Source organism: Neobacillus sp. D3-1R (assembly GCF_052180215.1).
GTDB lineage: Bacteria > Bacillota > Bacilli > Bacillales > Cytobacillaceae > Pseudoneobacillus.
This window is the reverse complement of sequence record NZ_CP197471.1, coordinates 1,736,425-1,751,471: the sequence shown is the minus strand read 5'-3', so window position 1 is coordinate 1,751,471 and position 15,047 is coordinate 1,736,425. Positions and strand designations below refer to the sequence as shown.

The window sequence follows — 15,047 nt, the reverse complement described above, 5'->3', positions numbered from 1 at the left end:
GATGGCATTTTTGAGTATTATCTTTGATATTGAACTCGATGTAGATTTGCAAAGATCCCTTCTTTTTCTATCAGTTCGTCATGTTTACCTTCTTCAGCGATTCCTTCTTCAGTAACGACAACAATACGGTCCGCATTTCGGATGGTGGCAAGTCGATGTGCAATAACTAGTGTCGTACGATTCTTTGCAAGCTCCGTTAAGGCTGCTTGAATAATCGATTCCGTTTCGGTATCCAAGGCAGATGTTGCTTCATCTAAAATAAGAATCGGAGGATTTTTTAAAAACATTCTTGCTATCGCGAGGCGCTGTTTTTGTCCACCAGACAGTTTAAGCCCTCTCTCTCCGATTTGAGTTTTATAACCTTCTGGTAAGGACGCAATAAATTCTTCCAAATGGGCTCTTCTAGCTGCTTCTCTAATTTGGTCATCTGTTGCACTTAACATTCCATATGCTATGTTTTCGCGTAATGTACCTGTAAATAAAAATACATCCTGCTGGACAATACCAATTTGTGAACGTAGAGATTTTTTTGTCATTTGTCGGATATCGATTCCATCAATCGAAATGCTTCCGTCATTGACATCATAAAATCGAGGAATGAGTGAACAAATGGTCGTTTTTCCAGCACCAGACGGACCAACAAAAGCAACCGTTTCCCCCGCTGGAATATGAAGATTTATTTTTTCTAATACAGATTTAGAATCCTCATATCGAAAACCTACATCATTAAATACAATATCTCCCTTTAATGAGGCGACCTCCACTGCATCCTTTACATCTTGGACGTCAGGTTCTCTATCCATCAACTCACTAAAGCGTTTAAAACCAGCCATCCCTTTCGGATATAACTCCATTAATGCACTAATCTTATCGATCGGCTTAAAAAGTACATTTACATAAAGAATAAAACCTACCAGCTCCCCATAACTCATTTGTTCAGTATAACTTAACCATGAACCATATACTAAAACGACTAAAATCATTAAGCGTGTCATAATAAATATACCTGACAAGCTAAAGGACATGACCTTGTAGGCAGAAAGCTTTGCACTACGAAACTTTTGATTATTTTTTCTAAATCTCTTAATCTCGAACTCTTCATTTGTAAAAGATTGAACCACACGAATACCTGATACACTGTCCTCTACCCGAGCATTGACTTCTGCAATATTACTATACATTCGATCCCATGCGGCGTTCATTTTCAAATTACATACGGTTATTAACCAAATTAAGAATGGAACAATAATGATCGTCACAAATGCTAATTTAACATTAATGGTTAACATAATCCAAAATGCACCCACAAACGTCATAATAGAAATAAAAAAATCCTCTGGTCCATGGTGTGCTAGTTCACCGAGGTCAAATAAATCATTTGTAATACGACTCATGATATGACCCGTTTTGGTATTATCAAAAAAACGAAAGGACTGCTTTTGAATATGTTGGAAAAGCTGCTGCCTCATATCGGTCTCGATATTAATTCCTAGCTTATGTCCTAAATAATTGACCACATATTGGAGTAACATACTCATTATATAGACCAAAAATAACCCTATACTAACCGATACGATTTGTGACCAATTTCCTTCCGGTAAAAGTGAATCAACAAACCAGGAAACTGCCAGCGGGAAAGCTAATTCTAAAAGAGCTACAATCACTGCACTGCTGAAATCGAGAATGAATAATTTTTTATGAGGAAGATAATACCTAAAAAATCGCCTAATCATAGATGGTCTCCTTCTTTTTTCAAAATATAATAGGATTATAGGCAAATAAGGAAATTTTTTCAAGGATTCAAATTTTATGACAATGAATAGATGTTTATAATTAATCATTTTTTAGATTAATTTCTAAATTTTCATAAAAATCCTTTATCTTTCATCAAAATTTCAGTATGATAATATTTAGATAAACGAAATAGTTTACTAACGAAAGAAGTGTTTACAAATGGATAGACAGAAAGAAGCAAAAAGAAATTTGATCATCATGTGGTTTGCTAATTTCTTTATCGGTGGAAGTATGACAATGGTCCTTCCCTTTATATCCTTATATATCGGAACTTTTGGAGATTTTTCCGAACAATATGTTCAACATTGGTCAGGATGGATTTTTGGAATAACATTTGTGACAGCATTTATTTTCTCTCCTATTTGGGGACGTATTGGTGATAAGTATGGCAGAAAGAAAATATTAATTTTTTCCGCATTAGGAATGACTCTTTCAATATTTTTAATGGGGGTTGTTACTTCTGTTATTCAATTATTCTTTTTGCGGCTATTTATGGGGATTTTCGCAGGTTTTATCTCCATGTCTCAGGCGTTTATTTCTACACAAACTCCAAAAGAAATTGCTGGACGTGTCCTAGGAACATTACAAACTGGGAATATTGCCGGTTCCTTACTTGGACCAATGCTTGGTGGAATTCTCGCAGATTCTCTAGGGTTTGCTACTACCTTTAAATGGACATCAATTGCCATTTTTATTTCTGCTATTCTTGTATTTGCAACAAAAGAATTTAGAGTACAAATAAAAAAGAATGAGAAATCTCATTTTTCCAGTAAGGAAGTGCTTTTACATATTGTAAAACATCCCGTTTTATTGGCAGTACTGGTCATATCAACCTTTATTCAAATTGCCCTTTTTAGCATTCAACCCATATTATCTTTATATGTAAATGAATTACATGGTCCTAGTAATGTTGCCTTCTTTTCTGGAATCGTCTTTTCTGCAGCAGGACTTGGAAACCTTATCATGTCACGAAAATGGGGAACAATAGGTGACCGATTTGGGTATGTTAGAATCTTAATTATCTTACTTCTAGTGGCTGGTATCGCTTATTTACCAGGAGCTTTCGTCACAAATATTTGGCAACTTGCAATTGTACGATTTGTCCTAGGATTTATTGTTGGCGGAATTATCCCTGTTAGACTTGCCTATATAAGACAAGAAGCACCTGTTTCCATGCAAGGAGAAGTACTAGGTTATAATCAAAGTTTACGTTTTTTAGGTAATACCATTGGGCCTATGATGGGTGGAATGATTGCAGGGTCATACGGTATTGCATCCGTGTTCTATTTAACAAGTGGCCTTCTTTTAATAAGCGGTATTGCTTTATTGGTTTCTATGCATCGTCATCCCGAAGTAGTCAAACAATTATCTTTAAAATAGGCTCTTTTCTGAAGAAAACAGCTTTAAAATAAAAACAAGGCTAACTTTATTCTCAAGTTAGCCTTGTTTTTTTATTTTATTGTAATTTCAATCCATCTTGTTACTTCACCGAAAACCTTTTTTTCCATATACTTTGGCTTATAATTATAAAAGTAATGTAATCTTAACCATTCAAACCCTTCGGATTCGTCAATCATTTTTTCAATTCTGTCCATTTCTTGTGGTGTGGCCAATATGTTTGTTTTTTTTATGGTTAATGGTATTGAAATTTTCCCTTTTTTTAAGTCCTCGTCGGTTACTCCTACTTTCGCTAACCTTTTTAACTTGCGATTCACTTCCCAAGTTGATACACCGTCAACCACTTGAAAGTGCTGAATGGTTTGATGAACAAGTTCTTTATTTTGCTCTTTTATTTGTTTAAATTTCTGTATTTTTTTGTTTTTCTCTTTTAAAAATTGTTCTAAAATAACGGTATCTTCTAGTTTAGTTTTTACTTTTTTTATCAGCTTTAAATCCTGCATTCTATCTAGTAGCATCTTGATGCCTCCAATAAAATAAACTCTACGTTTATAAATTCGAAGGCATTCATAGTTTTATAAGGGCTTTTGATTATTTATTTCATTAGATTTTCATTTATCAACTTTAAGATTTTTTCATAATAGCCTTTTGCATGTGGTGCAAATTCCTTTTTAGACATTACTTTCTTTACTTTCACTAGGTTATTATTGTTATCCATTTCAACCCCATATCCCTCTATATCCTCTCTAGCCCCAAAAAGAAGTTCATAAAAATCATTAAATCTTACCTTATATATCCCACTAACTTCGTCTTGCTGCAAGGTAAAATCCGCCATTGAACCTCTAAAATGATATAAAAAAACATTAGCCAATTCATTATCCATTAGATCACCATCTACTACACTATACTGAATGACACCCAATGGAATAAGCTCTTCCATTTGAATATCCACTCCGATTTCTTCTTTTACTTCTCTAATTCCATCTGCAATCGTTTCATGAGACAAAATGTGTCCAGCTGCTGTAATATCTAAAAGATTAGGATAATCCTTTTTCCGCTCACTTCGTTTCTGAAAATAAATATAATCTGTATCATTTTCTCTATCGATAAGCCAACAATGAAAGGTTTCATGCCAATAACCCTTCTTGTGTACTTCTTCACGTGTTGCTACTCCAATCGGTTTTCCATGTTTATCTAAAACTCTTATTAATTCCGTTTCCATATATACCCCTCTTATAAGTTCACTATGAATCATGTTTCTTATCATTATGATATATATACTAACAACAAGCTAGTAAGAGATTTTATTTCGATTTTTAAAATTCTTAATTTCTAGACAATTTATATAACTTATAGTAATTTATATATGACATTGATTAATGAGGAGGAATCCGGATGGAGTATCGTCGTCTAGGCAAAACAGGCTTAAAAGTAAGTGAAATCAGTTTAGGAAGCTGGCTTACATATGGTGGTTATGTAGAAGAGCAAAACGCCATTGCATCAATTGACAAGGCATTCGAGCTTGGTATTAATTTTATTGATACTGCAAATGTATATAAACGTGGAGAAGCTGAAATGGTTGTCGGTCAAGCTCTAAAAAATTATCCTCGAGATTCCTATGTTTTAGCAACAAAGGCATTTTGGCCAATGGGAGACGGTCCAAATGATCGTGGTCTTTCAAGAAAACATGTTACTGAACAATGTCATGCTAGTTTAAAAAGACTAGGTACAGATTATGTAGATATTTTTTATTGTCATCGCTTTGATCGCGAAACTCCTCTTGATGAAACGTTACGTGCTCTTGATGATTTGGTTCGCCAAGGGAAGATTTTGTACGTTGGAGTAAGTGAATGGACGGCAGAACAAATTACAGAAGCCGTTCATCTAGCAGATAAAAAACTTTTAGATCGTATTGTGGTTAATCAACCCCAGTATAGTATGCTTGAGCGTTATATCGAAAAAGAAATCATTCCTGTGAGTGAAAAGCATGGTATTGGGCAGGTGGTATTCTCCCCTCTTGCTCAAGGAGTCTTAACAGGTAAATATAAAAAAGGACAGCCAGTCCCTGAAGGTAGTCGCGCTTCTCAAGAAAACCTAAGTGGATTATTTGGTCATCTTAATGATGCAAATCTTGATAAAGCAGAAAAATTGAAGGTTGTTGCCGAAGAACTTGGTCTTTCATTAGCACAACTGGCTCTTGCCTGGATTCTACGTCAAGAAAATGTAGCTAGTGCCATTGTAGGAGCTAGTCGTCCTGAGCAGCTTGAAGAAAATGTTAAAGCATCTGGTGTGAAATTAAGCGAAGAAACACTTTCAACTATAGAAGAGATTCTAGTATAAATCCAAAGATCATTCAAAAGGCTAGATGGGGTAAAATCCACCTAGCCTTTTTATTATTGCGGTTCCTTATAACCAAGTGCTCTCTCACTATCACCATAACCCTTGGTAGTTGGATCTTGTATGACACCCATCATCGTTAACAATACAAGAACACTATTTATAACGGTTAATACTTCACTTTTTATTTGATCGGTAATTTGATAGTCTGTTATCCCTAAAGTATTTAATAGTGTTAATAATACTTGAGCCAAAATCATAAATTGTGAAACGAACGTTAATAACCAACCTTTATTTTTAAAGCGAACCTTCCAGTTAATCAATGTATTTCCCTCCTAAAAACCGTTTACTACATCATATGCAAAAAACTTCTCAAGTTTGTCCGCTATTGTCCTATCCTAGGAGGAAACCACTAATAAAACTAAAAGCAGCTCCCTTTTAGGAGCTGCTTTTACGGATTAATTTTACATATTTGTGTAGGTTTCTTCTGGAATCAAGCTTATAAGCGGGCTTATTTTTTCTTTCGAAAACAAATGAAGCTCGTGCATTGCCCTCGTACAGGCGGTATAGAATAATTTTCTTTCTTCATCCCTTGTATACTGAGCAGTATCATATATAATGACGGAATCAAATTCAATCCCTTTTGCAAGATAGGCGGGGATAATTAGGATTCCTTCTTCATAATTTAAGGTACCTTTTTCAATTAGACGAACAAGTAATTCATTCTGGATTAAATCAAAAACTATTTTACTTTCTTTTGCTGTTTTACAGATGATCGCAATTGTTTTATGTCCTTTTTGTTGAAGAGTTTTCACTTTATCTATTACATGAGATAGTAGATCACTTACATCATTGACAAGCTTTATGGACGGTTTTTCCCCATTACGATTAAAAGGCTCTATTTTTTCACCGTTTTCAATTAACCCTCTTGTAAATTCTACAATAGGTTTTGTAGAACGATACGTTTTGGTTAAAACAATTGTTTCAGTTTCTTCTGGTACTTCCGTATCTACTAAAACCGTCTGGGAATTTGTAACACCAGAATAAATAGCTTGGTTGATATCACCTAACAATGTTACTTTACTAAACGGAAAAAGCCTTTTAATAAAAGCAAACTGAAATGGTGAATAATCCTGGGCTTCATCTATAAACACATGACGAATAGCTGTATCAGCTTTTCTTCCTAAAACGAGATCTTGGAGGTATACGTATGGAGTAGCATCTTCATATGACATAAACCTTTGATTTAGTAATTTCATGCTAAATTCAGCCATTTCAGTCCAGTATGGTACAGTATCTTTTTCTTGTTGTTTAAAGATTTGCCTATACAAGCTTATCATATCAACAAACTTCAATTTCTTCACCCAGTTGAATAACCCTTTAAAACGCTTCTTAACTACCATATCAGCCAAAAATGCTTGTTCACGATCAAAGTCATCAAAAGAATCCTCTGAAAATCGTTCTTTATCTTGAAGGCTTTTGTACGCTTCTATATACTCCTCCTTATCTAAAAATTGGATTTCTTCCTCTACCCATGGTCTGGTTTTTTCTATTTTCATGGATCTTTTTAAGTGTTTAAACAACCAATCCTTAACTAATTCAACCTTATTAGCGATTGTAATATTTTTGTCCAAGCTATAAAAATATTCATAAATTTCTTCTTTTGTCATCAGCGTTTTGTTTCTAAAAACGACATCATGAAAAATCATGCCTTCTATCTGCAAAGAATCCATATAACGATCGATCATCTTTTTAAACCTAATACTTGCTTTATATCTGATACTCTTTACTCTAATAGAGTAGTCATCCTGTTTCTCACCAGTTAATAGGTATTCCATTTGTTCATATGCATCTTCTAAAAATAAATCACGGTCAATTCTGCTTGTTAAATATTCCTGAAAAGTGGTTTGCTGCATATTTTCTTCTCCCAATTCCGGTAAAACAGTTGCTACATAACTATTAAATAAAGTGTTCGGTGAGAAGAGCATAATATTTTCTGATTTTATCGTTCCGCGGTAACGATAAAGTAAATAAGCAACGCGTTGTAAGGCAGCAGAAGTTTTTCCACTTCCTGCTACACCTTGAACGATTAATAATTTTGCTTTTTCATTTCGGATAATTTTATTTTGTTCTTTTTGAATGGTTGCAACAATATTCTTCATTTGGGTATCTGCTTGTGCACCGAGTACCTCTTGAAGCATTTCATCTCCAATAGTTACTCCTGTATCGAACATTGCCTGCAGCACAGAATTTCGTATGATGAACTGTCGTTTTAATTTAATTTCACCTTTAAAGGTACCGCTTGGTGTTTGATATTGTGCCAGCCCAGGAGAATAATCATAGTACATACTTGCAATAGGTGCCCGCCAATCATAAATTAGAAATTCCTCATCCTTTTGATCCATAAGGGAGGCAATTCCAATGTATATCTTTTCTAAGTTTTCTTCCCCTTCTTCTAAAAAATCAATTCTACCAAAATACGGAGAATTTTTTAGTCTATTTAAGGTTCTTAGTTGTTTTTCAATTTGTCCATATGTTCGTTCCCTTTCGGAAAGAAGCTGAGCTTGTTGTCTAATACTATAGTGAGTTTCGATAATATCATCTGGTTCATCAAGATTAATGGTGACATCATTCCAGAAGGTGCTTTTGATCTCAAATACATCAGAAGTTACTTTATTACTCTTTTTTTCTTGGTCTGCGACTTTTTTCTCTACAACGTCAACAAGCTTGTTCACCATTTGTTGTTCCTGTATCCACTCTTGATTTTTTAAATCGCTCATTAAACCACACTCCTGATATATTTTTTGTTTAAATGTTTGACATCCCCTGGGAAATATGTTAATGTTATTATAGGGTATTTATTAACGTTAATAAATTTATCGAAAAATTACATTCAAATCCTATTCTACATGGGTCTATTTTAAATATCAAGTATTTTTGTTCATTTTCCCCACCATTATTATGGTGGGGTTTATTTGTCTTTTTAATACATTCTATTGATGTATCCCTCTTCTAATCTCTTTTTCATCGCCTCTTCATCCAATCCGGGTATTTTCACATGATCAGAGAGTATTTTTGGCCCAGAAGGAAGTTGTTTTTTGTCTAACCACGTATCAGGATTCCACAGATCTGAACGCTTTAATGCTTTTGCACATTGTAAAAAGCATTCTTCAATTTCTACTGCAATCCCCACTAAAGGATTTTTTGTCTTTTACTGCCATTTTTTCAAGCACTTCTTCATCTTGAATAATAGTTGCTCTTCCATTCACTCTCAAGGTTTCACCCATGCCTGGAATGAGGAATAGTAAGCCTATGTTGGGATTTTGAAGAATATTTCTTAACGTATCTACCCTTTTGTTACCTGGTCTTTCTGGTATCACCAGACATTTTTCGTTTAAAATCAAGACAAACCCAGGATGGTCCCCTCGTGGAGATACATCACAAAAACCATGTTTATCCGAAGATGAAATAACTAAAAAAGGTGATTTTGAAATATAATCCTGACAATGCTTATCAAGATGGTAGATTACCTTTTTACTAGCTACTTCACTTGGTTGACCCATAAATTCTCTTAACACATTCTCTGAATCAATTACTTTTTTAAACATGCATGCACCTCTTTTTCGTATAATTATAAATTGAATATTTCCTATGAAGCTATATTACTCTATAATGATAGTGTTTTACCAATCATTACCTTAAATTTTGGAGGAATCAAGTATATGAAAAAGACGATTTATGTGGATTGGGGAGGAAATCATATTAGACTTACTTGGCTTCCAGACTTTTTTCCTGACATAAGCAAAGTAACAAGTGTTCATGGCCCTTGTTTTGATAAAAATAAAGTATTGCTTGTCCAAATTAATGGAAGAGGATTTAATTTTCCGGGCGGGCATGTTGATTCAGGTGAAACCCCTGAGGAAGCTTTTCACCGTGAAGTATATGAAGAAGGCTATGTTAAAGGAATCGCTCACTTTTTAGGTTCCATTGAAGTTAGTCATGAAGATAATCCAGATTTTGACCCAAATGGAAAGTATCCATTAATTGGATATCAGCTATTTTACCGTTTGGATATAACGGAGTGTTTCCCATTTCAGAGATCAGATGAAGCAAATACAAGAATATGGGTAGAACCTTCTGAAGTTCCATACGTACTAAATGATCATGAATTAGCCTATCTAGTATTAAACGAAGCTTTACTCCTTTCTCCTGAAAATAGTAAGTAGTTTCCCTACAAAATGAACGATTTTTAAAATGAACCGAAATATACCATGTAATATAACTTCAACAATAATATTTATTAGAAATTCAAACAAAAAATTCATTATTAATTCCTCTAAGTTGTTTTATTTCTAGAGTTCTATATATGATAACCATTTATTCTAAAGGTCAAAGGGAATAAATACCATTGAATCACAGTGGTGAATACGATAATATACTAATACAAGCTGCGTTGTACGTAACGATAATAAAGTTTTAACCTTTAAGCTGTAATAGGGAGTTTTTATCAAAAGTGGAATGACAAGCCTCTGTCTATATGACAAGGAGGACATGCAGGAACCTTTTAGCGAACACCCACTTTGAGGAGTGGTGGTTTAAAACTTTCTTATCACTATATACGGCAAAGGCGGCTATTAATTCAAAGTATATAAACCAGTCTTCTACAAAAGAAGACTGGTTTTTTGTTTCTTAACATACATATAAACTTTTTATGAGTAAATGATAATAGCAAAAAATGAATAGGAGTGAGGATGTGCGGAAAGTATTTATTCTTTTATCTGTCTTGTTCCTTTGTTCCCCTTTTCTACCAATAAGAAAGATAAATGCCTATAATAATCCTCAGAGCGAACCAATTAGAGGTATATATGTAGCAGCCTCTAAAGTAAACGATCCATCCTTTAACGAACTTATCTCATTAATTGATAAGACAGATTTAAATGCAATGGTTATCGATATAAAAGATGACAACGGACGTCTGACCTTTAAACCTTTAAAAAACTCTCCATACTATCATGTTGGACATCCTTATATCAAAAACCCTCAAAAACTTATTCAAACCTTAAACGCTAAAAACATATATCCTATTGCTCGGATTGTCGTTTTTAAAGATAATGTATTGTCAAAAGCATATCCTAACCTCTCATTTCAAACACACAAAGGTATTTGGAAAAATGATCGTGGTGATTCTTTTACAAACCCATTTCTAAAAGAAGTATGGGACTATAATATTGGGATCGCTATTTTAGCAGCTCAAATAGGATTTAAAGAAATTCAATTTGATTATGTAAGATTCCCAGAAAAGTTTGAAACATTTGAAAAACAACTTTCCTACCAAGGAAATTTTCAAAAGGATCAAAATGGTCGTGAACGTGTGATGGCTGTAACCTATTTCGTAAAATATGCTAATGAGAAGTTAAAGCCCTATCACGTAAAAATGAGTGTTGATACTTTTGGAAATGCTACTGTCATTGACGAAGCACGTGGAATTGGTCAAAACTTTTCATTAATCGCACAGCATGTTGATGTTATATCAGCTATGATATACCCTAGTCATTGGAACACAATATTTGGTATACCAAAACCTGATACGCAGCCTTATCGACTTGTAAAAAATTATGCGCAGGTTGAAAATAGCCGGTTAAAAAAATTAAACGACCCACCCATATCTCGACCATGGATACAGGACTTTACTGCAACCTGGCTCGGTGAAGGAAACTATAAAGTATATGGAAAAAAAGAAATTGAAGACCAAATCAAGGCCTTACACTCCGAGGGTATTAATGAATTCTTACTATGGAATTCAAGAAATACCTACACACCAAATGTAGACTATACTCCGTTTTAAATAAAAAAAAGGGCAAAAACTCTTTGTCAAGGGTTTTTGCCTTTTATTTTTATACGGTAAACGTTTCAGTTAATTGAGGTACGATTTGTTTTTTACGAGATACTACACCTCTAAGTGTAGCTGCATTATTTTCAAGCACGACATTGAAGGCTTGTTCCACATTTTTAGCAGCCTCACCAATCGCAACGACGATCGAATCATTTGTTAAAATATTTGTTACGACAAAAGCAAATAGGTCTAAATTCTTCTCAGACACCGCTTGAGCAAGTGCAGTCTCTAATTCGTTTTGACGAGAAAGTACATCATTCGAATCAACAACATTCACTTGAGCTACCTCTACTTTTGCGTTACCCATAGGGAAAACTTTTGAATCTAGAGTGATTAATTGGCTTATTGATTTATTGCTTAAATTAGCTCCAGCTTTCAACATATCGAGTCCATACTCATCAAGATTTACTCCTGCGATCTCAGCCAATTGATGTGCTGCATCAATATCTTGTTGTGTACAAGTTGGTGATTTTAATAATAAGGTATCAGAAACAATGGCAGATAACATTAATCCTGCCATTTCTTTTGAGACAGCCACACCGTTTTCTTTATACATTTTATTTAAAATGGTTGTTGTACACCCAACAGGTTCTGCACGGAAATATAATGGATCCCTTGTTTCAAAATTCGCAATTCGATGGTGATCAATAACTTCTAAAATACGAACTTCACTAATATCCTCAACACTTTGTTGACGTTCGTTATGATCCACCAAAATAACATTTTGAACTTCATTTGCCACAGTGGATACTAAACGTGGAGCTTCTACCTTGAAATAATCTAATACAAATTGAGTTTCTTCTGAAATTTCACCTAAACGCACGGGTTCCACATTCATTCCTAATTGAGTTTTTAGGTTGGCATACACAAGTGCAGAACAAATTGAGTCAGTATCGGGATTTTTATGCCCAAAAATAAGCGCCTTTTCCATTTATTCATTTCTCCTTATCGGTTAAAGTTTATCATTACCTTTATGTAGTTTAATACTTTTCATGAATATAAAAATGCATCGCACAAACAATATCGATTTTACCATTAGTACTTCAATGAATTCAATAAAAAAAGGACTAAATGGCAAAGAACCCTCATTTAAGCTAGTGAAAGAAACAGTGATACATTACTAGATACAATTTAGTACATAATATTTCCAAAGGAGCAAGGATAAAATGGCCAAAATCAATTATATTCAAGCCGATGAAGATGATATCCTTAAAAGTTATTTCATCACTCTTAGTGATGTCTATTATTTTAATGTTTCTGAAGATAATTCAGAAAAAGAACAGTTACAAACTGAAAGCACTATAGAAAACATCTCTAGCCTTATTTTCCATGCGATTACGATTGAAGGTACTACGATAAGAGAGATGGATAATGAGGTTTACGAAAGAATATATAAAAGGTTTTACAATGATATTATGAATGCCATTAAGGAATGTGCAAAAAATGGAGTTATCTTCGAAGATTTTTTAGTTATTATTGATGAGATTATTGGTGCTGCGATAACACTTGCTTCTGCATTTGGAAAAATCGAACAAGTGAAAGCAGTAAACGAAGAAGTAGAGGTAGCGGAAGAAGATAGTGATGAACAACTTGATGAAGATGAAAAGTTGCTATAATTTAAATGGGACCGAAAATGATTCAGTCCCATCTAATATTAACTATTAACGTTGTACGCCGATTCCTGTATTTGATTTGACCAATACTTCCTCAAATTTCTTCACATCTGCTGGTTGACTAGAGAATAGAGTTGCAAGATAACCTGCAATAAACCCTAATGGGATCGAAACGATTCCAGGTGTGGTGTAAGGGAATATCGGATTTCCAACAAAGATGGCTTTGCCTACTTCTGGATTCATCACGCTTGGACTAATTAAAACTAACCCAATCGCTGAAATTAGACCAACAGCCATAGCCCAAATTGCACCAGTTGTATTAAAGCGCTTCCAATAAATTGTGTAAATAATGACTGGCAAATTTGCGCTCGCCGCTACTGCAAAAGCTAATGATACAAGAAAAGCCACGTTAAGGCTTTGAGCTCCTAGTGCTAGAATGATAGATATGACAGAAACTCCGATAGCTGCATATCTTGCCATACTCACTTGTTGTTTTTCTGTTGCTTTACCTTTTTTAAGAATTTCATTATAGAAGTCATGTGCAAATGCTGATGCTGCCGTTAACACAAGACCTGCTACTACGGCAAGAATCGTTGCAAATGCTACAGCGGATATAAAAGCAAATAACAAGTCCCCACCTAAAGCTTTCGCTAATAATGGTGCAGCCATATTACCAGCAGCATTGGCGGCTACTATTTCACTATTTCCAACAAATGCTGCAGCACCAAACCCAAGGAAAATCGTCATTACATAAAAGATTCCGATAATCCAAGTAGCGTAAACAACTGATGAACGCGCCGTTTTCGCGTCCTTTACTGTAAAGAAACGAACAAGAATATGCGGTAAACCTGCTGTCCCTAGTACAAGACACATATTTAAAGAAAGCGTATCAATTCCATCTTTGTACTTAACCCCAGGATTTAAGAATGATTCTTTCAATGGAGTTGCTGACTTCATTTGAGCAAACATATCCGTAATACTGAAATTAAATTTGGCAAAAACAATAATGGAGATAATTAACGTTCCACCCATTAAAAGAACCGCTTTGACGATTTGAACCCAACTAGTTGCATGCATTCCACCAAAAATAACATACACCGTCATTAAAACCCCAACAATCAAAACAGAGGTTGTATAATCCAGACCTAATAATAATTTAATAAGTGCACCCGCTCCTACAAGCTGAGCAATCATGTAGAAAATAGAGATTGCCATCGTATTCATGGCCGCAAATCCTCGAATCTTCTTTGCATCAAAACGTGCTGCAATCATATCTGCAAATGTATATTTACCTAGATTTCTTAATGGCTCGGCAACTAGGTATAGAACGACAAGATACGCTACCAAAAATCCAATGCTATAAAAGAATCCATCAAAGCCTGTTAAGGCAACAGCCCCAGCAATACCTAGGAATGATGCGGCAGACATATAATCGCCTGCGATTGCAAGTCCATTTTGCCAGCCTGTTAAACCGCCTCCAGCCGTATAAAACTCACTTGCATTTTTAGTGCGTTTTGAGGCGTAATACGTAATAACCAAAGTAACCAATACAATGGCAAGAAACATCATAAATGCAGTTGTATTCATTATTGAAGGCCCCTTTCATTTGTAACTTTTTCTGCTAATTCATCAAACTTGGCAGCCTTCTTGGAGTAGAGCATACAAAGTGCCCAGGTCATAATAAATTGTGCAAAAGCAAAGACCCAAGCCCAGGTAATATCACCAATAAACTTGTTATTCAAAACGGTTGAGTAGGATGTCATGATAGGTAATAAAAAATAAAAACAAAAGAAGAAAATCGTGATAGGTAAGATGAATTTTTTCTTAGCGGAGAGTAATTCTTGAAATGATGGTGATTGGGCAATGGAGCTGTAATCAATTTCAGCATTATTCTTTAGTTTTTTTGCTTGCAATGGAACCTTCCCCCTCTCAATTGAAAAACAATAAAACAAAAATGAGCAGTATGAAAAAAACTCGAACTAAAATTGACGGTTATAATACTGTGGTTTTCA

Annotated in this window: 13 protein-coding genes, 1 other RNA gene and 1 pseudogene; 6 read left to right on the top strand and 9 right to left on the bottom strand. The window is 34.6% G+C overall.

Going from position 1 to position 15,047, the window contains the following annotated elements; genetic code table 11:
• Window positions 1-17 precede the first annotated feature (17 nt).
• On the bottom strand, window positions 18-1,733 hold the full coding sequence (locus ACSBPO_RS08880; protein WP_442599698.1) for an ABC transporter ATP-binding protein: 1,716 nt from the start codon (window positions 1,731-1,733) through the stop codon (window positions 18-20).
• Between the two features lie 220 nt (window positions 1,734-1,953).
• Here ACSBPO_RS08880 and ACSBPO_RS08875 point away from each other — a divergent pair, with 220 nt between their 5' ends.
• Entirely contained in the window at window positions 1,954-3,174 is a 1,221-nt protein-coding gene (locus tag ACSBPO_RS08875; RefSeq protein ID WP_442599697.1) for an MFS transporter, read from the top strand.
• Window positions 3,175-3,245: 71 nt separating this feature from the next.
• Here ACSBPO_RS08875 and ACSBPO_RS08870 read toward each other — a convergent pair whose 3' ends face one another.
• Both ACSBPO_RS08870 and ACSBPO_RS08865 read right to left on the bottom strand, forming a co-directional pair.
• Window positions 3,246-3,710 (bottom strand): hypothetical protein, encoded by a 465-nt coding sequence (locus ACSBPO_RS08870; protein ID WP_442599696.1) that lies wholly within the window; start codon window positions 3,708-3,710, stop codon window positions 3,246-3,248.
• Between the two features lie 77 nt (window positions 3,711-3,787).
• Entirely contained in the window at window positions 3,788-4,414 is a 627-nt protein-coding gene (locus tag ACSBPO_RS08865) for an NUDIX hydrolase (protein ID WP_442599695.1), read from the bottom strand.
• Window positions 4,415-4,587: 173 nt separating this feature from the next.
• On the opposite strand from ACSBPO_RS08865, the gene ACSBPO_RS08860 reads away from it, so the two are divergent.
• The gene (locus ACSBPO_RS08860) at window positions 4,588-5,532 is read left to right on the top strand and encodes an aldo/keto reductase family protein (protein WP_442599694.1); all 945 of its coding nucleotides are present in this window, start codon (window positions 4,588-4,590) and stop codon (window positions 5,530-5,532) included.
• Between the two features lie 53 nt (window positions 5,533-5,585).
• Here the strand turns inward: ACSBPO_RS08860 and ACSBPO_RS08855 are convergent, their stop codons facing one another.
• The 3 genes and pseudogenes from ACSBPO_RS08855 to ACSBPO_RS08845 form a co-directional block, all read right to left on the bottom strand.
• Complete coding sequence (locus ACSBPO_RS08855) at window positions 5,586-5,852, bottom strand: phage holin (protein WP_442599693.1); 267 nt, start codon at window positions 5,850-5,852, stop codon at window positions 5,586-5,588.
• Window positions 5,853-5,993: 141 nt separating this feature from the next.
• Entirely contained in the window at window positions 5,994-8,309 is a 2,316-nt protein-coding gene (gene helD / locus ACSBPO_RS08850; RefSeq protein WP_442599692.1) for an RNA polymerase recycling motor HelD, read from the bottom strand.
• A 203-nt stretch (window positions 8,310-8,512) separates the two neighbouring features.
• Window positions 8,513-9,137 (bottom strand): annotated as a pseudogene (locus ACSBPO_RS08845) (pyridoxamine 5'-phosphate oxidase family protein).
• A 114-nt stretch (window positions 9,138-9,251) separates the two neighbouring features.
• Here ACSBPO_RS08845 and ACSBPO_RS08840 point away from each other — a divergent pair.
• From ACSBPO_RS08840 to ACSBPO_RS08830, 3 genes are all read left to right on the top strand, one after another.
• Entirely contained in the window at window positions 9,252-9,755 is a 504-nt protein-coding gene (locus tag ACSBPO_RS08840) for an NUDIX domain-containing protein (protein ID WP_442599691.1), read from the top strand.
• 216 nt (window positions 9,756-9,971) lie between these two features.
• Window positions 9,972-10,167, top strand: a non-coding RNA gene (gene ssrS / locus ACSBPO_RS08835) — 6S RNA.
• A 115-nt stretch (window positions 10,168-10,282) separates the two neighbouring features.
• Window positions 10,283-11,374, top strand: a complete 1,092-nt coding sequence (locus tag ACSBPO_RS08830) for a putative glycoside hydrolase (protein ID WP_442599690.1) — start codon at window positions 10,283-10,285, stop codon at window positions 11,372-11,374.
• A gap of 49 nt (window positions 11,375-11,423) precedes the next feature.
• Here the strand turns inward: ACSBPO_RS08830 and ACSBPO_RS08825 are convergent, their stop codons facing one another.
• Window positions 11,424-12,353: a manganese-dependent inorganic pyrophosphatase gene (locus ACSBPO_RS08825; RefSeq protein WP_442599689.1), complete on the bottom strand. Its 930-nt coding sequence runs from the start codon at window positions 12,351-12,353 to the stop codon at window positions 11,424-11,426.
• Window positions 12,354-12,588: 235 nt separating this feature from the next.
• Here ACSBPO_RS08825 and ACSBPO_RS08820 point away from each other — a divergent pair, with 235 nt between their 5' ends.
• The gene (locus ACSBPO_RS08820; protein WP_442599688.1) at window positions 12,589-13,038 is read left to right on the top strand and encodes a hypothetical protein; all 450 of its coding nucleotides are present in this window, start codon (window positions 12,589-12,591) and stop codon (window positions 13,036-13,038) included.
• Between the two features lie 45 nt (window positions 13,039-13,083).
• Here ACSBPO_RS08820 and ACSBPO_RS08815 read toward each other — a convergent pair whose 3' ends face one another.
• The gene (locus tag ACSBPO_RS08815) at window positions 13,084-14,622 is read right to left on the bottom strand and encodes a solute symporter family protein (protein WP_442599687.1); all 1,539 of its coding nucleotides are present in this window, start codon (window positions 14,620-14,622) and stop codon (window positions 13,084-13,086) included.
• A complete protein-coding gene (locus ACSBPO_RS08810) occupies window positions 14,622-14,948 on the bottom strand; it encodes a DUF485 domain-containing protein (RefSeq protein WP_442599686.1) in 327 nt (108 codons plus the stop codon). The genes ACSBPO_RS08815 and ACSBPO_RS08810 overlap by 1 nt, the downstream gene beginning before the upstream one ends.
• Between the last annotated feature and the right edge of the window lie 99 nt (window positions 14,949-15,047).